Origin of the sequence: Streptomyces sp. NPDC007863 (assembly GCF_040633895.1) — a bacterium.
In the GTDB taxonomy this organism is placed as follows: domain Bacteria; phylum Actinomycetota; class Actinomycetes; order Streptomycetales; family Streptomycetaceae; genus Streptomyces.
The window spans coordinates 64561-90774 of sequence record NZ_JBEYEI010000021.1 but is presented as its reverse complement, the minus strand read 5'-3'; the positions used below and the strand labels follow the sequence as shown (position 1 = coordinate 90774).

Below are 26214 nucleotides of genomic sequence, written 5' to 3'. Positions count from 1 at the left end.
CGGGCCTAGCATGACGCACCGTCAGATACGGAGGGAGTCCCATGGAGACCGCCACCGAGGAACAGCGGGAGATCCGCCGCACCCTGCGGGACCTGCTCGACCGGTACGCCCGCCCCGCCCCCGCCCCCGGCCCCACCCCCGAGGGGTACGACCCCGCCCTCTGGGCCCGCATGTCCGGCGAACTCGGGCTCGCCCGCCTCGCCCTCCCCGAACTCGCCCTCGCCTGCGAGGAGACCGGCCGCGCCCTCGCCCCCTCCCCGCTGCTCGCCACCACCGTCCTCACCGCACCCCTCGTCGCCGCCCTCGGCACCGCCGCCCAGCACGCCGAGCTGCTGCCCCGGATCGCCGCAGGCGAGCTGACCTGCGCGCTCGCCGCCCCCGGCGGCTCCCTCGCCCACGCCCTCGGCCTCACCGGCGACAACACCACCGGCGCCTGGTCCGGCGACGGCCGGGCCGGCGGCGTCCAGGCCCGCCCCGCGCCCGACGGCGACGGCTGGCTCCTCTACGGCGAGGCCGCCCAGGTCCTCGACGGCCACAGCGCCGGCCTCCTCCTCGTCGCCGCCCACACCGGCGGCTTCGCCCGCAGCCGTACGCTCCTCTACCTGGTCCGCACGCGGGACGCCGGCACCGGACTCGTCCGCACCCGGCACGCCGGACTCGACCCCACCCGCTCCGCGGCCACCGTCCAGCTCCGCGACGTCCCGGCCGAGCTCCTCGGGGAGGACCCCGCCGACCCCGCCGACATCACCCGCGCCCTCGCCGCCGCGGGCCGCACCGCCGCCGTCCTCCTCGCCGCCGAGGCCACCGGAGCCGCCCGGGGCGCCCTGGAAGGCGCCCTCGGCCACGTCACCGCCCGCGAACGGCACCGCCTCGCCGACCTCCACGTCCAGGTCGAGGCCGCCCGCACCCTTACCTACTGCGCCGCCCGCGAGCCGGGACCCGGCCCCGAGAGCGGGCCCCTCGCCCTCGCCCAGGCCCTCGACGTCCTCCGCGACGCCGCCGGGGAGGCCGTACCGCCGCACGACGCCGACCGCTACGGCCGCCGCGCCACCGCCGACGCGCTCCTCTTCGGCCCCGCCGGACGCCTCCGGGCCCGCGCGGCGGAACGCACCGGTCTCCTCGGCCCCACCGGAGAGGCGGCCGCCTGATGGCCAGAGGACCGAAGCTCGGCGTCGGACTCGTCCAGAAGGTCTCCTCGACCCGGACCTTCGCGCGGATCGCACCCCACGTCATCCCCGCGCTCGACAAGGCCGTCCACCGGCTCAGCAGGGGAAAGACGCTGCTCAGCACCCGGATGCTGCCCGGCGTCGTGCTCACCGCCACGGGCGCGCGGAGCGGGCAGAAGCGGAGCACCCCGCTCGCCTGCATGCCGGAGCCCGAGCGGGGGACCTGGCTGCTCGTCGGCTCCAACTTCGGCCGCCCCGGCCACCCCGCCTGGACGGCCAACCTGCTCGCCCACCCGGACGCCGAGATCAGCTGGAAGGGCGAGACGATCCCCGTGCGGGCCGAACGGCTGACGGGGGAGGAGCGGGTGGCGGCCTGGAAGGCGGCCCTCGCCTTCTGGCCCCCGTACGCCTCCTACCAGGCGCGGATCGAGCGCGAGATCCGGCTCTTCCGGCTCACCCGGAGGTGATCCCGCCCGGCCCGTACGGACGACGGCGCCGACCCGGCCCTGCCCGTACACACGACGACGCCGACGGCGGTCCCGCCCCTCGCGGGGGCGGCGACCGGCGTCGGCGTCGACGACAGGACGGGTGAAGGAGAGGGCTCCGGTACGGCCCCGGCCCTATCTGACCGGCTTCTTGCCGGTGATGCCCAGGTGCACCAACAGGGCCAGGTTCGGCTTGAGTTCGGCCTGCTTCACGCCCCAGGTGGTGAAGCCCTTCTGGTGGCCGGCGACCGAGGCCAGCATCGCCACGAGCGAGCCGGCCATGGCGGCCGCGCTGACCTCCTTGTCCACCTTGCCCTTGGCCTGGAGCTCCTTCACCGCGTCCGTCAGGGAGTTGGTGACCGAGTTCAGGATCTTCATGCGGATCTTGTAGAACCGCTTGTCGCCCTCCGCGGCGCCGAGGTCCACGACCCGCAGGATCGCGTCGTGCTTCCGCCAGAAGTCGAGGAAGCCGTCGACGAGTTCCTCGGAGGTCTGCCAGGCGGCCTTGCCGATCCAGGAGCGGCCGGAGACCAGCTCGGTCAACCCGGCGCCCTCCTTCGCCATTTCCTCCGCGATCTCCAGGACGGCGCCTTCGACGTCCGGGAAGTACTGATAGAACGTCGCGGGTGAAGTACCCGCCTTCCGGGCCACGTCGATGACCTTGACGTCCCGGTACGGCGAGGAGCTGAGCATCTCACCGAGGCAGTCGAGCAGCTTCTGCCGCGTCGCCTGGCCGCGTCGTCCGGCCACGCGGCCGTCGACGGTGCGTACTTGTCCTGTCATGCCGTCAGCTTACCGAGGGGGGATCAGCGCGCGATTCGGCCGACTGCAAATGGGGTGCACCCCGTTCTCCGAGGTCGGCGGGGGTCTCCTCGGCGCGTCGTGCGACGGGATCGCGCCAGGCACCCGCCCCCGCCCCGGACGGCGCACACCGGAGGGCGTCCCCGCCCCCGCCGCCCTAGCGTGGGGCCATGGCCGTATACACGGAAGGCACCCCCTGCTGGGTGGACGCGCAGCTCCCCGACCTGGAGGCGGGCAAGCGCTTCTACGGCGAGCTGTTCGGCTGGACCTTCGACGACGACCGCGACGAGGCCCTCCTCGACGGCCGCCGGGTCGCCGGACTCCTCCCCAAGCGGGACGGCCGCATGCCCACCACCTGGACCGTCTACCTCGCCACCAAGGACGCCGGCACCGTCGCCGCCCGGGTGAAGGCCGCCGGCGGGCAGATGGTCATGGAGCCGTACCCCGTCGGCCCCTTCGGCGTCCTCGCCCTCGCCGCCGACCCCGGCGGCGCCGTCCTCGGCCTGCGCCAGTCCGGCGACGACGACGGCTTCGAGGTCACCAACGAACCCGGCTCCTTCTGCTGGATGGAGGTGTACACCCGCCGCCCCGGGCCCGTGGACACCTTCTACGCCTCCGTCTTCGGCTGGCTGGGCCGCCAGGCCGACCCCGCGGAGGAGGGCAAGGAGCCCGGCTTCGACTACCGCGTCTGGTCCCCGCCCGGCTCCCGCCCCGGCGACGACACCGCCTTCGGCGGCCGCGCCGTCATCACCGACGCCTTCCCCGCCGAGATGCCCGGCCACGTCCTCGTCTACTTCGCCGTCCGCGACTGCGACGAGGCCTGCGCCACCACCGTCCGCCTCGGCGGCCGGATCGCCGAACCCCCCGTCGACACCCCCTACGGCCGCATCGCCGTCCTCCACGACAACCAGGGCGCCCGCTTCGCCGTCCTCGCCGAACCCATCCCCGCCGACCCCCTCCTCGCCCCCGGCGAACCCGCCGCCCTCTCCACCGACACCACCCCGCTCGGCACCCCCGCCCCCACCCCGTCCACCCTCTCGGAGCCCCCCGCCGCGCCGTGAGCGATCCGCTCGATATGACCTGTGACACCCCGATCCGCCCCCGGGTTCGCAACCGGGGCCTCGGACAGGAAGAATCAGGGCCCGGGGCCGTATCGTCGTGGCCCGTACGGGGAGGTGGCAGGCAAGTGGAACAGCTGACGCAGCACGACCCGAGACGCATCGGGCCGTTCGAGGTGCTGGGCCGGCTCGGCGCGGGCGGTATGGGTCTGGTCTATCTCGCGCGTTCGGCGTCCGGCCGGCGCGTGGCGATCAAGACCGTGCGCACCGAGCTCGCGGAGGACCAGCTGTTCCGGGTGCGGTTCACCCGTGAGGTGGAGGCCGCCCGGGCGGTGTCCGGCTTCTACACGGCCGCCGTGGTCGACGCCGACCCGCGGGCCGCCGTGCCGTGGCTGGCGACCGCGTACGTCCCGGCGCCCTCGCTGGAAGAGATAGTGAACGAGTGCGGGCCGCTCCCGGCCCAGGCCGTCCGCTGGCTCGCCGCGGGCGTCGCCGAGGCGCTGCAGTCCATCCACGGCGCCGGGCTCGTCCACCGCGACCTCAAGCCGTCCAACGTGCTCGTCGTCGAGGACGGGCCCCGGGTGATCGACTTCGGCATCGCGTCCGGCGTCTCCAACACACGGCTGACGATGACCAACGTCGCCGTGGGCACCCCCGCCTACATGTCGCCCGAGCAGGCCCGCGACTCGCGCAGCGTCACCGGCGCCAGCGACGTCTTCTCGCTCGGCTCCATGCTCGTCTTCGCCGCCACCGGGCACGCGCCCTTCCACGGGGCCAACCCGGTCGAGACCGTCTTCATGCTGCTCCGCGACGGGCCGGACCTGGAGGGCCTGCCGGACGAGCTGCGGCCGCTCATCGACGCGTGCATGCAGATGGACGTGGCCCAGCGGCCCACCCCGGCCGACCTCCAGGCCATGCTCGCCCCGCACCTCTTCGGCCCGGGCAGCGACGACAGCGGCACCGCCTCCGCGTGGCTGCCCGAGTCCGCCGTCACCATGATCGAGACCCGGCGCGGCGGCCGCACGACCCCGCAGCCGCCGGTCTCCCCGCCGCCGATGCCGCCGCGCCCGCCCGCCCCGTACGAGGGCGGCGACCCGCGCTCGCCCGAGCCCGCCCACGCGGGCGGCCGGCACGCGGGCCCCGCGGCGGAGTCCGGCGGTCCGGTGCGGCTCGGCGGCGCCACCGTGCCGATCGGGCCGGGCCCCCGGGTCGCCGACACCCGGGCGGCGCTCCGCCTCGGCCAGGCCGCCGACCCGCACGCCACCGGCTGGGTCCGTCCGCCGGGCGGCGAGGCCGCGCCGGCCGCCACGCCCGCGCCCGTACCGCAGCAGGCGGCGCAGCCCGAGCCGGGGCCCTGGCGGCCGTGGCGCTTCCGCATGTCGAACGACGTGTGGGGGACGCCGGTCGTCGACGGCGACCTGCTCTACGTGACCTCCTTCGAGGTGCACGCCCTGGACACCGGCTCCGGCCGGCGCCAGTTCAAGACCCGGGACGTCGCCTGGTCGATGGCGGTGGCCCAGGGCCGCATCCACGCCTCCGACGGGCCGACCCTGTACGCGCTCGACGCCACCGACGGCGGCGAGCGCTGGCGGCTGCGCACCGACGCCTGGGTGTACTCCCTCAAGGTCGACCGGGGCACCGTCGTCACCGGCACCCGGGGCGGCGGCGCGCAGGGCTGGGAGGCGTCCAACGGCGCCAAGCTGTGGGAGGTCACCGGCTGCCAGACGGACTTCGAGACCCCGGAGGCCGGTCCGGCGATCCACGGCGACACCGTGTACGTGTGGCAGGACGCCCGGCTGAGGGCCCTCGACGCCCGGACGGGCGTCGAGCGCTGGTCGTACCCGATCGGCGACGCCGCCTCCTGCGGGCACGTGCCGGTCCGGGTCGCCCCGGCCGAGGACGGCTGCGTGTACGTCTCCGCCGGCACCCGCGTCCTGTCGATCGACATCGCCGCCGGGCACGTCCGCTGGCACTTCGAGGCGCCCGCCGTCTTCCTCTCCCCGCCCGCCTTCGCGCCGGGCCCGGCCGTCACCGGCGGCGGCGTCTACCTCGCCGACCACCTCGGCACGGTGTACGCCCTCGACGCCACCACCGGCCAGGACCGCTGGCGGATCGCCACCGAGCAGCGCCAGTCGTCCGAGCCGGTGCTCGTCGCGGACGGCAACGTGCACGTGGGCAGCGGCAGCGCGCTCTACACCCTGGACGCGGTCACCGGCACGCCCCGGTGGCGGTTCGCGGCCGGTGCCGAGCTGGTCGGCACGCCCGTCGTCGCCGACGGCCGGGTCCACTTCGGCTCCGCCGACCACGTCCTCTACACCCTGGACGCGACCGGCGGACAGCTCCGCTGGAAGCTCGCCACCGGCGGCGAGATCACCGGCTCGCCGGTGGTCAGGGGCGGGGTGGTGTACGCGTGCAGCAAGGACCGGTGCGTGTACGCGCTCGACGCGGCGAAGGGCACGGCGACGGCCGGCCGGGGCGCGGCGGCCCGCCAGGCCTAGGCCCTCGGGCCGCCGTCCGACGGGCGGCCGTCCGGGTCGCCCGGCGGCTCGGCGGGGACGTCGAAGCGGCCGGGGGCGGCGTACGGCAGGGACCGGGTCTCGGAGTCGTACGGGTCCCGGGTCCCGGTCCAGGTCCCGGCCTCGGTTCCGGCCCCGGTTCCGGCCCCGGTTCCGGCCTCGGTTCCGTACGGCTCCGGCGGCGGGCCCTCGTCGAGCGTCGGGTGGGTGTGCGGCCGTGCCGCGGCCGGCTCCAGGAGGTGGCGCTTCGGGCGGCCCGACATGACGAGCGCGCCGATCAGGAGCAGCAGCCCGCCGCCGACGGCGTTCGCGACGCCGTCGCCGAGGCCGCGGCCGTCCCCGGAGACCACCAGGCTGCCCTCGGCCTGCCCGACCCGCACCATCCACAGGACCGTGAAGCCGAGGACGATCACCCCGGCCGTCGCGACGAGCAGCCGTGAGCGCAGCACCACTCCGAGCAGGGCGACGAGGGCGGCGAAGGCGAACGGCAGCAGGATCGAGCCGACGGCGCCGGTCCCGGAGTCGCCGATGCCGGTGAAGAGGTCCCCGATCGGATAGTCGCTGCCGTGACGGCCGTCGTACCAGGCACGGAAGGGGCTCCAGACGGCGGCCGTCGCTCCGGCGAGGGCCAGGACCGAGCCGACGACGTTGCGGATCATCGATCGGCCTCCTCGGGGGCTGCGCGGTCCGGCTCTCTCGCTCTCGACGCTACGCCCGGTCCCGGGGGCCCGCCATGCGGGATCCGGCGCCCCGCTAGGGTGTGGCGCGCACACGACGGACGGACGGGGAGACGGTGACCGTGGTACGGACCCGGCTGAAGATGGCGGCCACGCTGACGGTGGTGGTGCTGGCGCTGACCGGCTTCCAGACGAGCAGCAGCGGCGGCAGCGGCGGCGGCAAGGGCGGCGGCGGCAAGAGCAAGTCCAAGAGCAGCGGCGGGGGCGGCTGCTCCAGCGACAAGAAGGACAACGACGACTACGAGGGTTCCGGCTCGGGTTCCGGCGGCAGCGGCAGCGGGGGCGAGTACACCGCCGAGCCGACGGCCACGGCCACGGCCACGTACGGTCCGGGGGTCGACGTGCTCGTCGTCGACTGCGTGAAGCCCGCGCAGAAGAAGCGCAAGGGCAAGCCCGCCCGCAAGGCGGACACCACGGCGACGCTCCGGATCGTCAACGAGGGGCTGTACAGCACCACCGACAGCTACCGGGTGACGCTGGAGTTCCGCGACGCCGCCGGTTCCGCGGTCGACAGGACGGTGACGACGGTGACCGTGGGGGCCGGGGAGCGGCTGGACTTCGACGTGAGGATGACGAAGCCCAAGCTCGTCGACAAGGTCAGGAAGTGCGTGGTCGCCGAAGCGGTCGAGGTCGTCGCGCCGACCGCGGCTACCGCGTCCGGTACCCCGTCCCCCTCCTCCTGAACAGCTCCGCCTGCCGCTCCGCCGGCAGGTTGCCGAGGGTGACGAGGTGCGGCGCCTGGGCGAGGGCCTGGGACCGGACGGCCTCCTTGGCGGACCAGAGGGCGCGGACCGTGCCCTGGACGGCCCCGGTCGGGTAGGAGGCGATGACGGCCGCCGCCTCACGGGCCGCGGCGAGCGCCCCGCCGGGTTCCGTCACCTCGCTGACCAGGCCGGTCTCGTACGCGCGGCGGGCGGAGACCCGTTCGGCGGAGCCCATGAGGGCCATCCGGGCGACCTCCCCGAAGGGCATCCGCTGCGCCATGTGGACGGTCTCGAAGGCGCTGACCATGCCGTAGGTGGTGTGCGGGTCGAAGAAGGCGGCGGTCTCGCCGGCGACGAGGAACTCGGCCTCGCCGAGCAGGTAGAAGGCGCCGCCGCAGGCCATGCCCTCCACCGCGGCGATCACCGGTTTCCACAGGTCGTTGGCCTTGGGGCCGATCGCGACGAGCGGGTCGTCGATGGTGTACGGGGACGAGGGCTGCGGCACCCGGCCGGCGTCGTCGCGGTCGATGCCGGTGCAGAAGGCCCGTCCGCCGGCGCCGGTGACGACGATCGCCCGGACCTCGTCCTCGTACCGGAACCCCCGCCAGACGGCGGCGAGGCCGTCCGCCATGGCGAGGGTGAGCGCGTTGAGCCGCTCGGGCCGGTCGAGGGTGACGACGGCGACGCCGGTCTCCTTGTCGCGCTCCACCGAGATCGTCATCCGCGCTCCAGGAGCCAGCGGGGGACGGCGAGTCCGTCGATCTCGGTGAAGGCGACGCGGACGGGGGCGCCGATGCGGAGCCGGGCCGGGTCGACCGAGTTCAGGGGCGCGTCGGGGGCGGCGACGACGTTGCCGGCGAGGCGGATGCGGGGCGCGTCGGCGAGTTCGACGAGGACCGCGTTGTAGGGGGCCTGCTCGGCGTAGTCGGGGAGGAGCGGCGGGTGCGGGAGCACGTACGACCAGATCCGGCCGCGGCCGGACATCAGCCGCCACTCGGCGGCGAAGGACTGGCAGTGCGGGCAGCAGGGGCGGGGCGGGAAGCGGAGTTCGCCGCAGTCCTTCCCGGCGCAGGCCTGGACGCGGAGTTCGCCGCGGGCGGCGTACTCCCAGAAGGGCGCGCCGTCCTCGTCGACGACAGGGGTCAGCATCGGTTCAGCTCCTGAGGAGTAGGGCGGACGTGGGGACGCCCTCGCCGGCGGTGACGAGGCAGGTGGCGGCGGACGGGACCTGGGCGGTGGAGGTGCCGCGGAGCTGCTTCACGCCCTCGGTGATGAGGTTGAAGCCGTGGACGTAGGCCTCGGAGAGGCCGCCGCCGCCGGTGTTGAGGGGGAGCCGGCCGCCGAGTTCGAGGGCGCCGCCCTCGGTGAAGGCGGCGCCCTCGCCGCGGCCGCAGAAGCCGTAGCCCTCCAGGGAGAGCGGGACGAGCGGGGTGAAGGCGTCGTAGATCTGGGCGACGTCCACGTCGTCCGGGCCGAAGTCGGCGTGCTTCCACAGGTGGCGGGCGGCGGTCCAGGCGGGGCCGGTGAGCGGGTCGTCGTTCCAGTAGTTGACCATGCCGTGGTGCTGGGCGGGCAGGCCCTGGGCGGCGGCGTGGACGTAGACGGGCCTCCGGCGGCAGTCGCGGGCGCGTTCGGCGGAGACGACGACGCAGGCGAGCGCGCCGTCGGTCTCCAGGCAGTTGTCGAAGAGGCAGAGGGGTTCGCTGATCCAGCGGGAGGTCATGTACATCTCGCGGGTCAGCGGGCGTTCGTACATGATCGCGTCGGGGTTCTGGTTGGCGCGGTTGCGGCAGGCGAGGGCGACGTTGAAGAGGTGGTCGCGGGTGGCGCCGTACTCGTGCATGTAGCGGCGGGCGAGCATGCCGATCTCGTCGGCGGGGCGGAGCAGCCCGTGGGGGCGGGTCCACTGTCCGGGCGTGGGGAGCTGGACGGCGGTGTTCTTCCAGGGGCGGGGGCCGGAGCCGCGCTTCCTGGACCGCCAGGCGACGCCGACGCTCGCCTGGCCGGTGGCGACGGCGGCGGCGAGGTGGCCGACGGTGGCGCAGGAGCCGCCGCCGCCGTAGCCGACCTTGGAGAAGAAGGTGACGTCGCCGGCGCCGATGGCCTTGGCGACCTCGACCTCGTCGGTCTCCTCCATGGTGTAGGAGGCGAAGGCGTCGACCTCGGACGGGGCGATGCCGGCGTCGTCGAGGGCGGCGAGGATCGCCCGGCAGGCGAGGGCCTTCTCGGTCTCGGGGAGGTGTTTCGCGAAGGCCGTCTGACCGATCCCGACGATGGCTGTGGCGTCCTTGAGCACCGGACCTCCTTCTGGGGCAGCACTGCTGACAGCGCGTCAGGCTACAACTAATCTGACGGATAGTCAGCTACGGGTGAGCCACCGGGAGGTTGGGTATGGACGTGCGCGGCGACCTGGAGTGGGGCACGATCCCGGGACTCGTCCGGTCGGCGGGGGAGCGGTACGGCGAGCGGGAGGCCGTCGTCGACGGCCGCACCCGGATCACGTACGCCGGACTCGCCGCCCGCGTCGAGCGGTCCGCCGCCGCCTGCCTGGCCACCGGGATACGCGCCGGGGACCAGGTCGCGGTCTGGGCGCCCAACAGCCTCGACTGGATCGTCGCCGCGCTCGGCGCGGTCACCGCCGGCGCCGTCCTCGTCCCCCTCAACACCCGCTTCAAGGGCACCGAGGCCGCCGACGTCCTCGCCCGCTCCCGCGCCCGCCTCCTCTTCGTCACCGGCACCTTCCTCGGCACCTCGTACGTCGCCTCGCTGCGCCGCGCCGGAGTGCCGCTGCCGCACCTGGAGCGGGTCGTCGTCCTCGGCGACACCGCGCCCGACGAGGCCGAGTGGACCACCTGGAAGGCCTTCCTCGCCGAGGGCGACCGGGTCCCGGCGGAGCGCGTACGGGCCCGTGCCGACGCCATCGCCCCGGACAGCCCCTCCGACATCGTCTACACCTCCGGCACCACCGGCCGCCCCAAGGGCGCCGTCATCAGCCACGCCCAGACCCTGCGCTGCTACGCGGAGTGGGCCGGCCTCGCGGGCTTGGCGGAGGGCGACCGGTACCTGGTCGTGAACCCCTTCTTCCACACCTTCGGCTACAAGGCGGGCGTCCTCGCCTGCCTGATGCGCGGGGCGGTGATCGTGCCGCAGTCCGTCTTCACCGTCGACACCGTCCTCGCCAACATCGCCGCCGAACGGATCAGCGTGCTGCCCGGTCCGCCCACCCTCCACCAGTCGCTCCTCGACCACCCGGCCCGCGCCGCCCACGACCTGAGCAGCCTCCGCCTGGTCGTCACCGGCGCCGCCGTCGTCCCGCTGCTGCTCGTCGAACGCCTCCGCGCCGAACTGGGCGTCGGCACCGTCCTCACCGCGTACGGCCTCTCCGAGGCGAGCGGCCTCGTCACCATGTGCCACCGCGACGACCCCGACGAGACCGTCGCCACCACCTCCGGCCGACCCGTCCACGGCGTCGAGGTCCGCCTCTCCGACGCGGGCGAGGTCCTGGTCAGGGGCCACAACGTGATGCGCGGCTACTTCGAGGACGAGGCGGCCACGGCCGCCGCGATCGATCCCGACGGCTGGCTGCGCACCGGCGACATCGGCGTCCTCGACGAGGCGGGCAACCTGCGGATCACCGACCGGCTCAAGGACATGTTCATCGTCGGCGGCTTCAACGCCTACCCCGCCGAGATCGAGCAACTCCTGGGCCTGCACCCGGACATCGCCGATGTCGCCGTCATCGGCGTCCCGGACGCCCGCCTGGGCGAGGTCGGCAAGGCCTTCGCGGTACGGCGCCCGGGCGCGCGGGTCACCGCCGACGACCTGATCGCCTGGTCGCGGCGCGAGATGGCCAACTACAAGGTGCCGAGGCAGGTCGAGTTCGTGACGGAACTGCCGAGGAACGCGAGCGGGAAGGTGGTCAAGGGCGAGCTGCGGAAACGGAGTTGAGGCGGGCGGGAGCGACTTCCGGAGGATTGGAATCCGTTTATAGAAACCCCTCCGCGGGCGCAACCGGTCCGCCGCGTGCACACGTCATAGAGGCGCGCACTCCCCGTCCCCCTCCGATCCGAGGAGCAGCAGGTGTCCACCCAGGAGATCCCGCTCACGCTCACCCCGCAGCAGGCCGCCACCGGAGTCGTCATCCCGGTCACCCTGCCGACCGGCCCCACCCAGCTCCACGTCCCGCCCTGCCGCCACGGCGACCTCGTCCCGGTCCAGCTCGCCGGCGGCACCGTCCTCCTCCGCATCACCGTCGCCGGCGGCCAGGCCCCGCGGCAGCGCCGGTCCGGCGTCGCGGGCTGCCTCGTCCCGCTCCTCGTCATCGGCGCGATCATCGGAGGCTCGTACCTCCTCAACGCGAACGACGAGACGGACACGCCCGACGCCCGGCCCACGATCCCCACCTTCTCCGTCTCGCCCTTCCCCAGCCTCGACCTCGGCGACCTCGCCCCCACCGCGACCGCCACCCCCACCGAGGAGGAACCCGATCCGTACGACAAGGGCACCTGCCTCAACGGCACCCTCCCGAACTCGGAGACCGCCCAGTCCGTCAGCGGCGTCGAAGAGGTCTCCTGCTCGGCCTCGGACGCCCACTACAAGGTCATCCAGACCTTCCCCATGACCTCCGACATGGACCGGTGCAACGCCAACCCCAAGACGGAGTACGCCTTCTCCCACCGCTACACCATGAACGGCACCACCATCAGCGAATACGTCTACTGCCTGGTGGGGCTGGGGTCGTACGCCCGCAACTAGCACCCGTCACCGCTCGCGGCGGAGGAGGACGATCCCGGCCTCCTCCCGCACCACCCGCCACGACGGGTGCCCGGCCACCTCGCGCAGCACGCCTTCCGTCGCGCCCGCCGGAAACCCGTCCGTCCGGTCCAGGACCAGCCACTCCACGGCCGGCGCCCGGTCGAGCAGCCCCGGCGCCGCGAGGCGTACCACCGTCCGGTCCGTCAGGTGCGGGGCCAGCGTGTTGCTCGCCGCCACCCGCACCCCGTCCGACACGCGTCCCACCGCCGCCCGGGCCGCCGCCTCCCGCTGCCCCTCCCGCCAGAAGCCTGGGGTGGCCACCTGGGCGGTCGGCTGGAGGGGCAGCAGCAGGAGGACGACCCCGAGCGGCACGGCGAGCGGCAGCCTCGCCCCGCGCCGCAGGGCGTCCACCAGCGCCGCGAACGCCACCGGTACGAGCACCGCCGAGTAGTGCAGCCCCGGCTCCCAGTGCGAGGGCACCGACGACGCGAACCGCCACGCCAGCGTGGGCACCAGCAGCCACGCCAGCGGACTGCGCACCACGAGCCCGCCCGTGACGGCCAGCAGCGCGAGCACCGTCAGCACCTTCACGGACCAGCCGTCGAGAATCCCGTACGCGCCCCCGACCCGCTCCGCGTACAGATACCGTCCGTCCGGCGCGAACGCCGGGATCACCGCCTTCAGCACCAGCAGAGCGGCGAGCACCGACCCGCCGGCGAGCAGGAACCCCGCCCGCCGTTCCCGCCGGTCCCGCGCCCGGTGGGCGACGAGGAGACCGAGAACGGCCGCCGTCGCCCCCAGGTCCTCCTTCACGAGCAGCAGCCCCGCCGCCCACCAGACCGCGGCCCGCAACCGCCCGTCGAGATACGCCCGGCAGGCCAGCGCGAGCGGCGGCAGCGCGAACGCCACCTCGTGGAAGTCGAAGCCGACCAGTGCCTGGACACCCCACGCCAGCCCGCACGCGGCACCGAGCACCACCCCGGCGTACGGCCGCCCGGGCAGGTGCCGCTGGGCCGTCCGCCCGGTCACGTACACCGCCGCCGAGACCAGCGCCGCCTGCGCCACCAGCAGCACCTCCACGTGCGGCACCAGCCGGTACACCGGCCCGAGGAGCGCGAGCACCGGATGGAAGTGGTCCCCGAGCAGCGGCAGAGCCTCCCCCTCGAACCCGGCCGGCGCGGTCGCCGTCCGGATCTCCGACGCGGGCAGCCGCCCCTCCGCGTACGAGCGCACCGCCTGCCCGAAGATCCCCAGGTCGTACCCGGTCGTCCGGAACCGCGCGTGGTGGCGCAGCGCGAAGGCGCAGTGCAGGACGAACAGCGCGGCGGAGACGAGCACGGGCCCGGTCCGCCGGTACGGGACGACGACGGGCGGTTTCCCGACAGCGGTGATCATGAGCATGGGGGCAGCCTGGGCAGGAACCCCTGAAGCGCCGCTGAAGCCTCCTGAGGATTTCCTCAGGAGGGCCCGCCGGCGGACGGGCGATACTCGGGCCCATGCGCATCTTGGTGATCGAGGACGAGGAGCGGATAGCGGCGTCGCTGCGGCGCGGCCTCACCGCCGTCGGCTACACCGTCGACGTGGCCCACGACGGCGTCACCGGCCTCCACATGGCCCGCGAACACCGCTACGCCGCAGTCCTGTTGGACCTCATGCTGCCCGGCCTCAGCGGCTACCAGGTGTGCGCCCGGCTGCGCGCCGAGGGGAACACGGTGCCGGTGCTGATGCTGACCGCGAAGAACGGCGAGTACGACGAGGCCGAGGGGCTCGACACCGGCGCCGACGACTACCTCGCGAAGCCCTTCTCGTACGTCGTCCTGGAAGCCCGCCTCCGCGCCCTCGTCCGCCGCGGCGGCGCCCGTGTCCCCGCACTCCTGGAGGCCGGTGACCTCTGGCTCGACCCGACCCGCCGCACCTGCGGCCGGGGGCCCGAACCGATCGCCCTCACCCCCAAGGAGTTCGCCGTCCTGCACTGCCTGCTCGGCCGCCTCGACGAGGTGGTGCCGGTGCTCGACGTCCTCGACGAGGTGTGGTCGGCGGACTTCACCGGTGACCCGAACATCGTGCACGTCTACATCAGCGCCGTGCGCAAGAAGATCGACACCCCCTTCGGCCGCGACACGATCGAGACGGTACGGGGCGCGGGGTACCGGGTGCGGGGCCGTGGCTAGCGGGAAGGCCCCACGCCCGGCGTGGGCGACGCGCCCGGTCTGGGCGTCCGGCCTCGCCGCCGCGTTCGTCGTCGGCACCGCGGTGGCCTGGCTCCAGTACGCGGACCGGGCCGCAGGCCTCCGCTCCGCCTGGCCCGCCGTCCACCTCAACCACGACCGGGTCGGACCGCAGATCGAGCAGATCACCACGTGGGGCACCTGGGCCGGAGCCCTGTACGTGGCCTCCGTCTGCCTCCTCGCGGGCCGGGGCGGCCCGTGGTGGGTCCGGATCCGCGGCGCGGCCGTCGCCGCCGCCGTCACCGCCTGCCTGTACGCCACCTACGGCAGCTGGCTCCTCCGTGAGAACGAACTCCACAAGATCGACGTCGCCGAGAAGGCCCTCCGCTGGGCCGTCGCCTGCATCGCCCCCTCCGCAGGCCTCATCACCGGCGCGGCCGTCGCGGTCGCGGTCGGCCGGGGCGGTGCCCGGCTCTCCTTCAGGGGCCGGGTGGCCCTGACGGCGGGGACGGCCACCGGGGCGCTGTTCCTCGCGGCCGTCCAGGTGTTCCAGTCCCTGAACGACGCGTACGACTCCCTCGACAAGGTCTACTGGATCGCGCTCACCACCGGCGTCCCGCTGGTCGCCCTCCTGACCGGCTCCCTGGTCCACGCCATGGTCGCCCGCTCGCTGCGCCCCGTCGAGGCGATCCGGCGCGAACTCGCCGACATCACCGGGCAGTCGCTCGACCGCCGCGTCCCCGTCCCGGCGACGGAGGACGTCATCGCGGACCTGGCCCGCACGACGAACGCCACCCTCGACCGGGTGGAGGCCGCGGCCACCCGCCAGCGTGAGTTCACCGCAGACGCGGCGCACGAACTCCGCAGCCCGCTCGCGGCGCTGCGCGCGCAGCTCGAATCGTCCCTCCGGCACCCGGAGTCGGTCGAGGACTGGCCCGAGGTGGTCCGGGAAGCGGCGACGGACGTCATCCGCCTCCAGCGCCTCGCCGACGACCTGCTGCTCCTGGCCGGCCAGGGCGCGGCGCCACGGGACCGCGAACCCGTGGACCTCTCGGCGCTCGCGGAGGACCTGGTCCGCGAACACCAGCACCTCCCGGAGTCGGCCGCGCTCCGCCTCCGCTGCGAGGCCCCGGCCCCGGCTGTCCTCCCCGGCAACCCGATCCACCTGGACCGCCTGATCCGCAACCTCCTGACGAACGCCTGCCGGCACGCGCGCACGGAAGTCACGGTGACGGTCGCCCGCACCGGCCCGGACCTGCTCCTCACGGTCCACGACGACGGCCCCGGCATCCCGCCCGCCGACCGCACCCGCGTCTTCGACCGCTTCACCCGCCTCGACGCGGCCCGCACCCGCTCCTCGGGCGGGGCGGGCCTCGGCCTCCCCATCGCCCGGGGCATCGCCACGCACCACGGGGGCACGTTGACGATCGCGGACTCGGCGCGCGGGGCGCGTCTGGTAGCCCGCTTCCCGGCGGGCGCTCGCCCGTCCGGATGACACCCCGGCGCATCCGCCCTTCCCGGCTCCGGACCTGCGGATACGCTCCGAGACCCGTTCCTGGATCGCGCGAGGAGCCCCCATGCCGGCAGCCGGTCCCGTCACGGTCGCCGCCGTCCTGGCGGCGGCCCAGCTCCTCAGCCCGCACGCCGCCCGTGCCGAGGCCGGTCCCGCGCCGTGCGTCGCGGGCGAGTCCGAGACCCGCGGGGACTCCAGCGTGGACGGCAAGGAGCTCCGCTGGGAGGACGACAGCAAGTACAACGACGCTCTGACCTGGGCCCACCGGGCCTGGTCGCTCGGTCTGGTGAAGATCGCACCCGACGACGCCGGAAGCGTCAACGACCTGGAGTGGCGTGACTACTCCAAGGCCGACGGCCATGGGGGCTACTGGCAGGGCAAGCCCGGCGTCGACTACATCCACCTGAACGCGTACTACCTGGACGGCCGTTACAAGGATCGCGGCTCTCGCCGGCACATCGCCGTCCATGAGCTCGGCCACGCCCTCGGCCTGTGCCACAAGCCGGACACCTGGGCCTCGGTGATGTGGACGAAGGTTCCCGACAACCCGCCGACGGCGCCCACGGACCGCGACGAGGCGAACTACCGCAAGCTCTGGAAGTGACCATGAACCGATCCCGGATCGCCGGCCTCGCCCTCGCCGGGACGCTCGTCCTCGGCGCCACCGCCTGGGCCGCGACGGAAGCCCTCACCGCCCGTACGGCCCCCGTGCACGCCCTCTGCCTCCCCGATCTCTCCCACGACGAGTACGTACCGGCCGCCATGACCCACCTCGCCTACGCCGCCGTCGAATCGGTCGTCGGCTACGACCCGGACACCGACGGCGGCCCCGGCGGCATCCAGCGCGTCCGCCTCCGCGTCCTGCGGCCGCTCAAGGGAGAGGTCCCCGCCGCCCTCACCCTCGGCCAGGGCGTCGGCCGCGACCCTCAGGGCCGCTACACGAGCCACGACCCCCAGTACCCCGTCCTCCTCCCCGGCCGCACCTACGTCGTCGGCTACACCCAGGACCCCGCCTACGGCGACGGCTACGCCCGCTACGCCAAACAGGAACCCGACTCGGCCCTCACCCGCTGGACGGCCCACGTCTCCGGCGGCGCGATCGCCCCGCCCCCGGAGGGCTGCGCCGAGGGGGCGTGAGTGCCGTGCGTGGCCGATGGTGTGGCGCGGTTGCCGCGCCCCGCGGTCATGCGGTGGCCCGAGGATCCGGCGCCGCGCCGTAGTCCTCACCGTGGTCCATGGAGCGTCGGGCCCTGCCGATCAGACGCTGGGCATCGGGGCCGAACACGGCCGACTGGTGCAGCGTCTCCCACACGCGAAGGTGCGTAGCCAGGGATTCCGCATCCTCGAGCCACAGTTCGGCGTGCCAGGTCTCCGTGACCACGCGATCGTCGTAGATCCAGAAGCCATTGCCGGGAGGTATTCGCAGGGCGGCGTCCAGAGGCACGATCCCGAGTCGGACGGTGTCCATGCCCACAGTGCCCATGAGGCGGTCCAGCTGGGCCGCCAGAATCTCGGGAGGGCACACCCGGGCGTGAAGCGCCCCTTCCCACAGAAGAATGTGGTACCGCTTACTCGCGTCGTACAGACCCTCTTGTCGCCTCATGCGGGAGCGCACTGCTTCTTCGACATCCCGCGGTGTCTGGTGAAGTTCCGCGAAGCTGCTGAGGATCGCACGTGCATAGTCGGGGGTCTGGAGGACGCCGACGACCCAGGACGATTCCCAGGCTCGAAGAACCGTCGCGTTCGCTTGTGCCGCGTTGTGTGCTTCCTGCACGGGGCGTTGCCCTGCGGCGAGTTGCCGTCGCCATGACCGGATGTGCGACTCGAAGCCCCTCAAGCGGGCGTGCAGTTCCTCGTACACCTCCGGGTGCCCGGTGACGTCCGCCCAGGCCCGGAGGTCTTCCGCAGTGGGGGTCTGGCGCCCGTTCTCCAGTTTGCTGATCTTCGACTGGGGCCAGTCGAGCAACCGCGCCAGGGCGATACCGGTGAGACAGCCGTGAGGACTCTCGGAGCGCAGCTCTCGCAGCCTCCGCCCCAGTTCCGCGCGTGCCCTCTGATAGTCCGTGCCGCTCACCGGTACTCGTTTCTTCTTCTGATTGCCTGGCTATGCCGTGAACTCCCGGTAGGGCACGGCCTGATGCCACGCCGCATCTCGGATCATGGCGTACCGGACGACTTCGGCCGGCTCGGTGATCAACTCCACGTCGACGAGGTTGTCCTCGCCGTCGAACCGGAGCAGTGCCACGAGTCGGCTGTCGAACAACCAGAAGTCCTCGGCGGGGAGCCGGAGAGTATCGGCCTGTGCGCGAGGAAGGTTCCGGATGGATTCCCCGAGCGCCTCGTTCTTCTCGGCGTGGGCCGTGAGGTAACGCTGCCCGTCGGTGGGTGGGGTATCGATGATCCGCACCCGGCAGACCATCGCCCCGCCTGTGGTCTTCTCCTTGATGGTCCGGGCCCACGGCGTTTCCAGGTCCCATGCAGGGGCCTCGCCCCGTAGGAACTGCCCGTACGTGTCGGTGAGTTCGTCGGACGCGTACCTACGGCGGGTCTCCAGTCGCCATGCCGTGTGCTCGAAGTTCTCGAAGAGCATGCCGAACGCGTCGAGATCGATGATCCGCGCCTGCCGTGTCCTGTCCTTCGGTGCCCAGTCGGTCAGGAGCTCTCGTGGCACGACGACGGCGACCTCGCCCTCGCCCAGGTGCCTGAGCTGGTTTAAGTCCCCCGGGTCTGTCAGGGGCGGCCCGTGAACGATCACCTCGCCCGACTCCACGTCCTCGTGGACCGCCGGGCATCCTCCTTCGCCGGACCCCGTGCCGTTGAAGCGCAGCCTTCGCGTCATGCTCGATCACCTCTTCCGAGTCGAACGACGAGACACAGAGTGCCCGGGACCTCTTGCGAATGTCGAGGAATTCCCGACGGCCACGTGAGAATAGTCGAGAATATTCTCCCTCTTCCCCAACTTCCTTTCCCTACCGTCGATTTCGTCAACCGTGACCGATGTGGGGAGCACGCATGGCCAAGACGTCCGCAGCAGCCTCCGACGCCCGCCCCACGAGAGTGCCCGAGTACGGAACCGCCGCGCCGGACGGGCAGTCGTGTCCGAGGTGTCGGAGGATCATCGCGTCCGACGAGATGGCCCGTCGCCTCAGGATCATCGGCGCCCGTGAAGGAATGCCCGATGTCGAGTACGAGCACATCCGATGCCCCAAGGCGTGAAGCGTGCCCTGTCCGCCGAGTGCCGACTCGGCCGGCGGTCTGGCTACGGAGACGTTCACGCATGGTGCCGACAGACCCGGGACGTACCCCTGCCGCACTCCGGCGGAGAGATTCTGCTCGTGCGCAAGTGCGAGTGTCCGTGCCACCGGCGGTAGGGCGGGCGCGGGGCTCAGCCGCGTCGGGCTTCCAGCTGCTCTCGGATCTCGGTTGCGTGGGCGCGGACCTGAGGGGCGGGGAGGGAAGCCGGGCGGGGGCGCGGGAGTGGGGGGAGTTCGCCTCGGCAGGGGGCGCAGTCGCCGTCGTGGAGGGTATCGGTGTAGCCCGGGGCGCCGCACTTTCCGCATTCGAGGATGCGTGGGGGCGCGGGTTCGCGGCGGATGGGCAGGGGTGGGAGTTTGTCGGTGAGGCGGCGGCGCACGAGGCCGGCGGGGTGGTGGACGGGCTGGGGGAGGCCGCTGGTCAGGGCGCGCAGGATGTACGTCTCGTCGGCGTCCCGGGCGAACCACTCCTCGACGAGGGTGACGAGGGAGCGGCACTCGATGTGGGAGAGGGACAGGGCGGAGTTCTCGCGTCCGAGAGCGGCGAGGAGGACGTAGGCGCGGGAGCGGGTCTGCTTCTTGGCCTCCCGGGGCACGTCGCCCTGCTGGAAGGCGGCCCACCAGGCGCTGTCGCGAGGTGCGCGGGAGAACCAGGTGCGGGTGATCCACTTGCCGTCGAGGTGCTCGCGCCCCCGGCGCAGGTGACCGGCGCGCTGGATGCGGTTGAGGGAGGTACGCAGGGCGCACTGGCCATAGGGGAGGTGCTTGGCCAGCGTCTTCACGGAGATGTCGCTGCCGTCGGGCAGGCGGTCGACGTAGGCGGCGACGGCGGCTTCACGGGCCGGGAGATGGGCGAAGTCCTGAGGGCCGCGCGGCTCCTGGTACGGCGCGGTGCGTTTGCCGTAGCCGGGATTGGCCAGGGGATGAACGGCGTCACTAGAATCGGCGGCAGCCATGGGTCGACTCCTCTGGAGAGTTCGGTCTTGTGGCGAGACCCCCGCGGGTGTTGGTAGCACCTTGCGGGGGTCGCCTGTTTTCGCAGGTTCAGGGGCACGGTAGAGGCATATGACGCTCTGTGGCAACTCGGCGACTCTTCGTGCTTGCGGGTCAACTCGCTGGGTGGTAGGGCGGGTTCAGTCCAGGCCCGTATCCATTCCATAGAAGGACGGCTCGAAGGTCGGAGCTTGAGCTTCGGGGCGGCGGGGGACGTGAGCGCGGCGCACGCCGAAGGGGCCGGGCATCAGCCCGGCCCCTCCTGTGCGGTTGCCTGGTCGCGTCGCGCGCGGTCACCGCCCGGACGGATCCCCCCTGGTTCCGCCGGACTTCCCCCGTACCGCGCGCTCCCCCGTCGACCGGCCCCCTGTGGAGGCACCGGCAACTCCCCCGAAGTCGCCGCCGGTGCCGTCATCCCCGTGGGGAGTGGCCTACTTGGCCGGGGCGGTGTTGCCCTCGCCGACGACCTTCTCCGTGATGGCGTCGACGGCCGGCTCGGAGGTGGCGTGCATGTCCTTGGTGGTGATGTCCGCCTCGGCCGAACCCGTGATCTTCTCGGTGATGGCATCGACGGCGGGCGTCGAAGTGGCGTGCATGTCGAGGGGCTTGATGATCGGGTCCTGCTTCAGCGGGTCGGTCATGCTCGTCAACTCCTGCGTGTGAAGTAAGAAGAAGAGGAGGAGATCCGGCCGACCCTTTCCCCCGTGGAAAACCGGCCGGATCTCCCGGGCCGACCACCCTAACCCCCGGGTTGTCGGCCTTCGCACCGGGCCGCCCGTCCCCCGACGCGGCGGCCTGTTGTGAGAACCAGCATGCCGGGTGGCGATAAACGAACGATGAACGCGCTGGCGGAGGCCGTCTAGGCGGCCGCGGCCGGCGCCAGCAGCGCGCGCACCTGCGCCGCCTCCGGGGAGTCGAGGGCGTCGAAGACGCCCAGTGCCTCGTGCCAGCACGCCTGAGCCCGGCCGCTCTGGCCGAGCTGGTAGAGGGCGCGCCCGAGGACGGTGAGCACGTTGGCCCGCCGCCACTCGCCGCCGATGCCCCGGAGCACCGTGAGGGCCATTTCGGCGTTGGACGCGGCTTGGGCGTACCGGCGGGCGGCGAGGTCCACCTCGGAGAGGCGGAACAGCGTCATGCCCTCCCACAGCCGCTGCCTGCTGTCGGCGAAGACGGCCAGGGCCTCCTGCAGGCGCTCGCCCGCCGCGGCGAGCTGGTTGTCCTGGGTGAGCGCCAGCCCCAGCGCGTACCTCCCGTTCGCGCCGCGGAGGGCGTGCCCCATGGAGTCGTATATCTCCGTGCCGCGGAGGGCCAGCCCGATCGCGCTCGACGTCCGCCCCATGGCCAGGTGCATCCGGGACAGGTTGCAGAGGGCGCTCGCCTCGCCGGGGTCGTCGCCGATCTCCCGGAACCTTTCGATGGCCTCGGTGAGGTGCTGCTCGCCCTCGGCGAAGCGGTTCTGGTAGAGCGCGATGATGCCCCGGGCGTTGGCGGACCAGCACGCCGGCACCGGGTCGCCGGCCTTCTCCGCGCAGGGAAGCGCGAGCTCGGCGTCGCGGTCCGCCTCCTGGAACCGCCCCGCCGTGTGGTGGACTCCCGCCAGGACGGTGAGGGCGCGGCCCTCGGCCTTGTCGTCCCCGAGGGCACGGGCGGCGTCCCTGACGACGGCGCCCGTCGCCTCGAACTCCCGCGAGTCGGCTCCGGATTCGCCGAGGTCCAGGGACGCCCACAGGAGGTCGACCGCGCGGCGGAGGGTCGTCGGGGTGGTGGCGGAGTGGCGGACGCAGGCGAGGAGGCAGTGGGATTCGGCGTAGAGCCAGTCCTGGGCCTGGTGGCGGTCGGTGAAGGTGAGGCCTTCGTACTCGGTCGGCTCCAGGTGGTCGACCAGGCGGTCGCCGGGGCGTTCGATGGCGTACACCCGTGCCGCCGTCGAGAGGTAGAAGTCGAGGAGCCGGGAGAGGGCCGCGGCCTTCTCCGTCGGGGGGTGCTCGTCGCGGTCGGCGCAGGCGCGGGCGTAGAGGCGGACCAGGTCGTGGTAGCGGTAGCGGCCGGGGGCGGCGGACTCCAGGAGGGAGGTGTCCACCAGGGCTTCCAGGAGGTCCTCCGTGTCCCACAGGGGGAGGTCGAGGACGGCTGCCGCCGCCGCCAGGGAGATGTCGGGGCCGTCCGCCAGGCCCAGGAGGCGGAAGGCCCTCGCCTGGGCCGGTTCCAGCTGGCCGTAGCCCAGCTCGAAGGTGGCCTTGACGGCGAGGTCGCCGGCCTGGAGCTCGTCGAGGCGGCGACGCTCGTCGGCGAGCTTCGCGGCCAGGACCGACACCGTCCACGTGCGGCGGGCCGCCAGGCGCGAGGCGGCGATGCGGATCGCCAGCGGCAGGAAGCCGCAGGCCGCGACGACGTCGAGGGCCGCTTCGCGTTCCGCCTGGACGCGTTCCGTCCCGACGATCCGGGTGAAGAGCTGCAGCGCCTCCTCCGGGGACATCACGTCCAGGTCCACCAGGTGCGCGCCCGCCAGGTCGAGCATCCGGATCCGGCTGGTGACGAGGGCCGCGCAGCCCGCCGTGCCGGGCAGCAGCGGGCGGATTTGGGCGGCGTCCCGGGCGTTGTCCAGGAGGACCAGGACGCGCCGGCCGTCCAGCGTCGAGCGGTAGAGGGCGGCACGGTCGTCGAGGGAGTCCGGGATGGCCGAGTCCGGGGTGCCGAGCGCGCGGAGGAAGGAGCCGAGGACCGTCTCCGGCGCCGCGGACTGCGCGCCCGCGCCCTGGAGGTCGACGTACAGCTGTCCGTCCGGGAAGTGCGGGCGCGCCTCGTGGGCGACGTGCACGGCGAGCGTGGTCTTGCCGACCCCGCCGATGCCGGCGAGCGCCGAGACCGCCATGACGGAGCCCTCGGCGGTCGCGAGCCGGTCGCCCAGCTCCCGTACGAAGGCCGCGCGGCCGGTGAAGTCGGGGACGGTCGCGGGGAGCTGGGCCGGGCGGGCGACTGGTGCCGCCGCCGGGGTCTGCTCCTCGACCGGGCGGGCCAGTTCCGCGTCGCCCTGCAGGATGCGCTGCTGGAGGCGGGAGAGCTCCGGGGTCGGGTCGACGCCGAGCTCGTCGGCGAGGAGGCGGCGGGTGTCGGCGTACACGGCGAGCGCCTCGGCCTGCCGGCCGCCGCGGTAGAGCGCGAGCATGAGGAGTTCGCGCAGCCGCTCGCGCAGCGGGTGCGCGGCGGTGAGCGCGGTCAGTTCGGAGACGGCCTCGGCGTGCGCGCCGACCTCCAGGTCGATGTCGAGCCGGGTCTCCAGGAGGGTGAGCCGCCATTCCTCCAGGCGGGTCCGCTGGTTCTCGGCGTACGGCCCCGGGACGGCGGCCAGCACCTCGCCGTCCCACAGGTCGAGCGCCTCCGCGAGCCGGTCCCGCGCGCCGGCCCGGTCGCCGCCCGTCCGCAGCCGCTCGGCCTCGGCGGCGAGCTCCCGCGCCCGGGTGAGGTCAAGCGCGGTGGTCCGCAGCGCGTAGCCGCCGTCCACGCTGACCAGCACCTCGGCGCCGAGTGCCTTGCGGAGCCGGGAGGCGTACGTGCGCAGCGCGGCGAGCGCCTGCGAGGGGGGCTCCTCGCCCCAGAGCGCGTCGATCAGTTCGGCGGCGGTCGCCGTCCGCCCGCCGCGCAGCAGCAGCGCGGCCAGGACCGCCCGCTGCTGTGGCGAACCGGTGGCCAGCGCCTCCTCGCCCCGCCAGGCCCGCACGGGGCCGAGCACGCCGAAGCGCAGAGCGGCCGCGGGGGAGTCCTCGGCCGTCGTGTCCCCGTCGGACCGGCCGGTTCCGCCCGCTCCCGGCCGCTGTCGGGGCACGCCGAGGGCGGCCCCGGCCTCCCGTGTGCCGGGGGCCTGCGCCGGGACGCGCGGCCCTCTGTCCTGACCCATGGCTCCCCCTGCCCTGCCGGTGGTATCGCCCCAGACAGTCTGCCTTGTCCGGAGGGAGCGCGTCAGCATCGGGGCGCGCTTGTGGAGGAGCTGTGACCGGGGCCGGGCGTCACGATAGCTGACGGTTCGTCAGATCGGCGCTACCGTGGGAGGTATGGAGACCCAGGAGACCTTCCCCAGGATCATCTCGGTGGACGACCACACCGTGGAGCCCCCGCACGTCTGGCAGGACCGGCTCCCGTCGCGGTACCGCGACACCGGCCCGCGGATCGTCCGCGCCCCCCTGAAGGAGATGACCTTCCTCGGCGGCAAGTTCGCGCCCGTCATGGGCGCGCGGGGCGACGACGGGCCCATCGGCGACTGGTGGGTCTACGAGGACCTTCACCGGCCCCTCACCCGGCTCGACACGGCCGTCGGCTACGACCGGGACGAGATACGGCTCGAAGTGATCACGTACGAGCAGATGCGTCCGGGTTCGTTCTCCGTGCCGGACCGGCTCGCCGACATGGACGTCAACCACGTCCAGTCCGCGCTCTGCTTCCCGACCTTCCCGCGCTTCTGCGGCCAGACCTTCACCGAGGCGTCCGACCGGGAGCTCGGGCTGCTCTGCGTGCGCGCCTACAACGACTGGATGGTCGAGGAGTGGTGCGGGCCCGAGGCGCGGGGGCGGCTGATCCCGCTCACCCTCATCCCGCTCTGGGACCCGGAGCTGGCCGCCGCCGAGGTGCGGCGGAACGCCGCCCGGGGCGTCCGGGCCGTCGCCTTCTCCGAGATCCCGCCGCACCTTGGGCTGCCCTCGGTCCACACCGACCACTGGGACCCCTTCCTCCGGGCCTGCGACGAGACCGGCACGGTCGTCGCGATGCACATCGGCTCCTCCAGCCGGATGCCGTCCACCTCGGCGGACGCCCCGCCGGCCGTCGGCTCCACCATCACCTTCGCCAACTGCTGCTTCTCGATGGTCGACTGGCTGATGAGCGGCAAGTTCGAACGCTTCCCGAACCTGCGGATCATGTACGCGGAGGGCCAGATCGGCTGGATCCCGTACATCCTGGAGCGGGCGGACGTCGTCTGGGAGGAGAACCGGGCCTGGGGCGGGGTCGCCGACAAGGTCACCCGGCCGCCGTCGGAGCTCTTCGCCGGGCACGTCTTCGGCTGCTTCTTCGACGACGCCTTCGGGCTGCGGAACCTCGACGCGATCGGCGCGGCGAACGTCCTCTACGAGACGGACTACCCGCACTCCGACTCCACCTGGCCGAAGTCCAAGGAGGTGGGGGAGGCGCAGATGGGCCACCTGGCGCCGGACGTCGTCGAGCGGATCGTCCGCGGCAACGCCGTCGACCTGCTGGGGCTGAGCCCGGAGGGGCTGTGGCGGCCGTGAGGTGAGGGTCGGGGTCCCTCAGACCTTGATCACGCGGATGCCGGGCCCGCACAGGGCGGTCAGGTCCTCCGGATCCGAGGTCAGGACCGTCGCCGGCGCCGGCGAGGACAGTGCGGTCGCGGCCACGAGGGCGTCCAGGGCGTACTCGTGGCCGTGCAGGCCGGCGTCCGCCAGGAGCCTGCACGCCAGGCGGGCGATCGCCTCGCTGGGCGGGATCACGTTCACGCGGGATACGGCGTAGTCGAAGCGGGCTTGTGGGACTCGGGCGTCCCGGGCCTCGACGAGGGTGACGGAGCTGGTCACGACCCTGATGTCCTCAGCCTCGGCGGCCACGAGCCATTCGAGGAGATCGGCGGAGCGCCGTACGAGCAGCGACAGTCCCTCGCAGTCCAGGACGAGGGTCCCGCTCACGCGGCGTCCGCCGACTTCGCGGCCTCGCCGCGGAGCAACGCGCGCTTCACCTCGACAGCGGCTGCGTCGGCGGGACCGAGCTCCGCCTCGGCGTCCTCGATCAGCTCGCGCAGCCGCTCCCGCTCCAGCTGGCGCTGGATGAGGGATTCGATGTAGGCGGACATGCCGCGCCTGCCGGTGCGCTCTTTGAGCGCGGCGATCGTCCCCTCGTGCAGGGAGACGGAGACGGGGCGGGTCGGGCCCTCGCCAGGGCCGGGCTGCTCGCTCATGGAGCGAATGATAGCAGTAAATTAATAATTCGATTGTTAATCCCTCCCTCCCTCCACCCCCTTGCCTGATGACCCGTCAGCCGCCAGCATGGCCCCGTCGCCGTAACT

General features: G+C 73.3%; 26 protein-coding genes. 13 read left to right on the top strand and 13 right to left on the bottom strand.

The window, feature by feature from the left end; genetic code table 11:
• Window positions 1-41: 41 nt before the first annotated feature.
• Window positions 42-1148 carry an acyl-CoA dehydrogenase family protein gene (locus tag ABZ621_RS29585; RefSeq protein WP_360609493.1) on the top strand — a complete coding sequence of 369 codons (1107 nt, stop codon included), beginning with the start codon at window positions 42-44 and terminating at the stop codon, window positions 1146-1148.
• Entirely contained in the window at window positions 1148-1633 is a 486-nt protein-coding gene (locus tag ABZ621_RS29580; RefSeq protein ID WP_360609492.1) for a nitroreductase family deazaflavin-dependent oxidoreductase, read from the top strand. The genes ABZ621_RS29585 and ABZ621_RS29580 overlap by 1 nt, the downstream gene beginning before the upstream one ends.
• 153 nt (window positions 1634-1786) lie before the next feature.
• Here ABZ621_RS29580 and ABZ621_RS29575 read toward each other — a convergent pair whose 3' ends face one another.
• Window positions 1787-2434, bottom strand: a complete 648-nt coding sequence (locus ABZ621_RS29575) for a TetR family transcriptional regulator (RefSeq protein ID WP_360609491.1) — start codon at window positions 2432-2434, stop codon at window positions 1787-1789.
• 188 nt (window positions 2435-2622) lie between these two features.
• Between ABZ621_RS29575 and ABZ621_RS29570 the strand changes: the two genes are divergently transcribed.
• Together ABZ621_RS29570 and ABZ621_RS29565 are read left to right on the top strand one after the other, a co-directional pair.
• Entirely contained in the window at window positions 2623-3513 is an 891-nt protein-coding gene (locus ABZ621_RS29570; RefSeq protein WP_360609490.1) for a VOC family protein, read from the top strand.
• 125 nt (window positions 3514-3638) lie between these two features.
• Entirely contained in the window at window positions 3639-6008 is a 2370-nt protein-coding gene (locus ABZ621_RS29565) for a PQQ-binding-like beta-propeller repeat protein (protein ID WP_360609489.1), read from the top strand.
• On the opposite strand, the gene ABZ621_RS29560 is transcribed toward ABZ621_RS29565, so the two are convergent.
• Window positions 6005-6685: a hypothetical protein gene (locus tag ABZ621_RS29560; protein WP_360609488.1), complete on the bottom strand. Its 681-nt coding sequence runs from the start codon at window positions 6683-6685 to the stop codon at window positions 6005-6007. The two genes, ABZ621_RS29565 and ABZ621_RS29560, sit on opposite strands and share 4 nt — an antisense overlap.
• 134 nt (window positions 6686-6819) lie before the next feature.
• On the opposite strand from ABZ621_RS29560, the gene ABZ621_RS29555 reads away from it, so the two are divergent.
• Window positions 6820-7446 (top strand): hypothetical protein, encoded by a 627-nt coding sequence (locus tag ABZ621_RS29555; RefSeq protein ID WP_360609487.1) that lies wholly within the window; start codon window positions 6820-6822, stop codon window positions 7444-7446.
• On the opposite strand, the gene ABZ621_RS29550 is transcribed toward ABZ621_RS29555, so the two are convergent.
• Genes ABZ621_RS29550 through ABZ621_RS29540 form a run of 3 tightly spaced genes read right to left on the bottom strand, consistent with a single transcriptional unit; the run spans window position 7412 to window position 9763 of the window.
• Entirely contained in the window at window positions 7412-8188 is a 777-nt protein-coding gene (locus ABZ621_RS29550; protein ID WP_360609486.1) for an enoyl-CoA hydratase/isomerase family protein, read from the bottom strand. The genes ABZ621_RS29555 and ABZ621_RS29550 overlap by 35 nt on opposite strands.
• On the bottom strand, window positions 8185-8616 hold the full coding sequence (locus ABZ621_RS29545) for an OB-fold domain-containing protein (protein ID WP_360609485.1): 432 nt from the start codon (window positions 8614-8616) through the stop codon (window positions 8185-8187). The genes ABZ621_RS29550 and ABZ621_RS29545 overlap by 4 nt, the downstream gene beginning before the upstream one ends.
• Window positions 8617-8620: 4 nt before the next feature.
• Window positions 8621-9763, bottom strand: a complete 1143-nt coding sequence (locus tag ABZ621_RS29540; RefSeq protein ID WP_360609484.1) for a lipid-transfer protein — start codon at window positions 9761-9763, stop codon at window positions 8621-8623.
• Between the two features lie 101 nt (window positions 9764-9864).
• Between ABZ621_RS29540 and ABZ621_RS29535 the strand changes: the two genes are divergently transcribed.
• Window positions 9865-11415, top strand: a complete 1551-nt coding sequence (locus ABZ621_RS29535; protein WP_360609565.1) for a FadD3 family acyl-CoA ligase — start codon at window positions 9865-9867, stop codon at window positions 11413-11415.
• 132 nt (window positions 11416-11547) lie between these two features.
• Window positions 11548-12222 (top strand): hypothetical protein, encoded by a 675-nt coding sequence (locus ABZ621_RS29530; RefSeq protein WP_360609483.1) that lies wholly within the window; start codon window positions 11548-11550, stop codon window positions 12220-12222.
• Between the two features lie 6 nt (window positions 12223-12228).
• Here the strand turns inward: ABZ621_RS29530 and ABZ621_RS29525 are convergent, their stop codons facing one another.
• A complete protein-coding gene (locus ABZ621_RS29525; protein ID WP_360609482.1) occupies window positions 12229-13623 on the bottom strand; it encodes a DUF2079 domain-containing protein in 1395 nt (464 codons plus the stop codon).
• A gap of 95 nt (window positions 13624-13718) precedes the next feature.
• Between ABZ621_RS29525 and ABZ621_RS29520 the strand changes: the two genes are divergently transcribed.
• The 4 genes from ABZ621_RS29520 (at window position 13719) to ABZ621_RS29505 (ending at window position 17040) form a co-directional block, all read left to right on the top strand.
• Window positions 13719-14393, top strand: coding sequence for a response regulator transcription factor (locus ABZ621_RS29520; protein WP_360609481.1), 675 nt, complete (start codon window positions 13719-13721; stop codon window positions 14391-14393).
• Complete coding sequence (locus ABZ621_RS29515) at window positions 14386-15885, top strand: HAMP domain-containing sensor histidine kinase (RefSeq protein WP_360609480.1); 1500 nt, start codon at window positions 14386-14388, stop codon at window positions 15883-15885. Before ABZ621_RS29520 ends, ABZ621_RS29515 begins: the two co-directional genes overlap by 8 nt.
• Window positions 15886-15967: 82 nt before the next feature.
• Window positions 15968-16507 (top strand): matrixin family metalloprotease, encoded by a 540-nt coding sequence (locus tag ABZ621_RS29510; RefSeq protein WP_360609479.1) that lies wholly within the window; start codon window positions 15968-15970, stop codon window positions 16505-16507.
• Between the two features lie 2 nt (window positions 16508-16509).
• Window positions 16510-17040 (top strand): hypothetical protein, encoded by a 531-nt coding sequence (locus ABZ621_RS29505; RefSeq protein ID WP_360609478.1) that lies wholly within the window; start codon window positions 16510-16512, stop codon window positions 17038-17040.
• 46 nt (window positions 17041-17086) lie between these two features.
• On the opposite strand, the gene ABZ621_RS29500 is transcribed toward ABZ621_RS29505, so the two are convergent.
• Entirely contained in the window at window positions 17087-17977 is an 891-nt protein-coding gene (locus tag ABZ621_RS29500) for a helix-turn-helix transcriptional regulator (protein WP_360609477.1), read from the bottom strand.
• A gap of 30 nt (window positions 17978-18007) precedes the next feature.
• Complete coding sequence (locus ABZ621_RS29495; protein ID WP_360609476.1) at window positions 18008-18742, bottom strand: DUF6879 family protein; 735 nt, start codon at window positions 18740-18742, stop codon at window positions 18008-18010.
• Between the two features lie 173 nt (window positions 18743-18915).
• Between ABZ621_RS29495 and ABZ621_RS29490 the strand changes: the two genes are divergently transcribed.
• Window positions 18916-19119 (top strand): hypothetical protein, encoded by a 204-nt coding sequence (locus ABZ621_RS29490; RefSeq protein ID WP_360609475.1) that lies wholly within the window; start codon window positions 18916-18918, stop codon window positions 19117-19119.
• 169 nt (window positions 19120-19288) lie between these two features.
• On the opposite strand, the gene ABZ621_RS29485 is transcribed toward ABZ621_RS29490, so the two are convergent.
• The 3 genes from ABZ621_RS29485 to ABZ621_RS29475 all read right to left on the bottom strand — a co-directional run bounded on the left by ABZ621_RS29485 (window position 19289) and on the right by ABZ621_RS29475 (window position 24045).
• Window positions 19289-20113 (bottom strand): hypothetical protein, encoded by an 825-nt coding sequence (locus ABZ621_RS29485; RefSeq protein ID WP_360609474.1) that lies wholly within the window; start codon window positions 20111-20113, stop codon window positions 19289-19291.
• Window positions 20114-20581: 468 nt separating this feature from the next.
• Window positions 20582-20791, bottom strand: a complete 210-nt coding sequence (locus tag ABZ621_RS29480; RefSeq protein WP_360609473.1) for a hypothetical protein — start codon at window positions 20789-20791, stop codon at window positions 20582-20584.
• A gap of 218 nt (window positions 20792-21009) precedes the next feature.
• Window positions 21010-24045: a BTAD domain-containing putative transcriptional regulator gene (locus ABZ621_RS29475; protein WP_360609472.1), complete on the bottom strand. Its 3036-nt coding sequence runs from the start codon at window positions 24043-24045 to the stop codon at window positions 21010-21012.
• Between the two features lie 154 nt (window positions 24046-24199).
• On the opposite strand from ABZ621_RS29475, the gene ABZ621_RS29470 reads away from it, so the two are divergent.
• The gene (locus tag ABZ621_RS29470) at window positions 24200-25426 is read left to right on the top strand and encodes an amidohydrolase family protein (protein ID WP_360609471.1); all 1227 of its coding nucleotides are present in this window, start codon (window positions 24200-24202) and stop codon (window positions 25424-25426) included.
• An 18-nt stretch (window positions 25427-25444) separates the two neighbouring features.
• Here the strand turns inward: ABZ621_RS29470 and ABZ621_RS29465 are convergent, their stop codons facing one another.
• Together ABZ621_RS29465 and ABZ621_RS29460 are read right to left on the bottom strand one after the other, a co-directional pair.
• A complete protein-coding gene (locus tag ABZ621_RS29465; protein ID WP_360609470.1) occupies window positions 25445-25837 on the bottom strand; it encodes a DNA-binding protein in 393 nt (130 codons plus the stop codon).
• The gene (locus ABZ621_RS29460; RefSeq protein ID WP_360609469.1) at window positions 25834-26106 is read right to left on the bottom strand and encodes a hypothetical protein; all 273 of its coding nucleotides are present in this window, start codon (window positions 26104-26106) and stop codon (window positions 25834-25836) included. Before ABZ621_RS29460 ends, ABZ621_RS29465 begins: the two co-directional genes overlap by 4 nt.
• Between the last annotated feature and the right edge of the window lie 108 nt (window positions 26107-26214).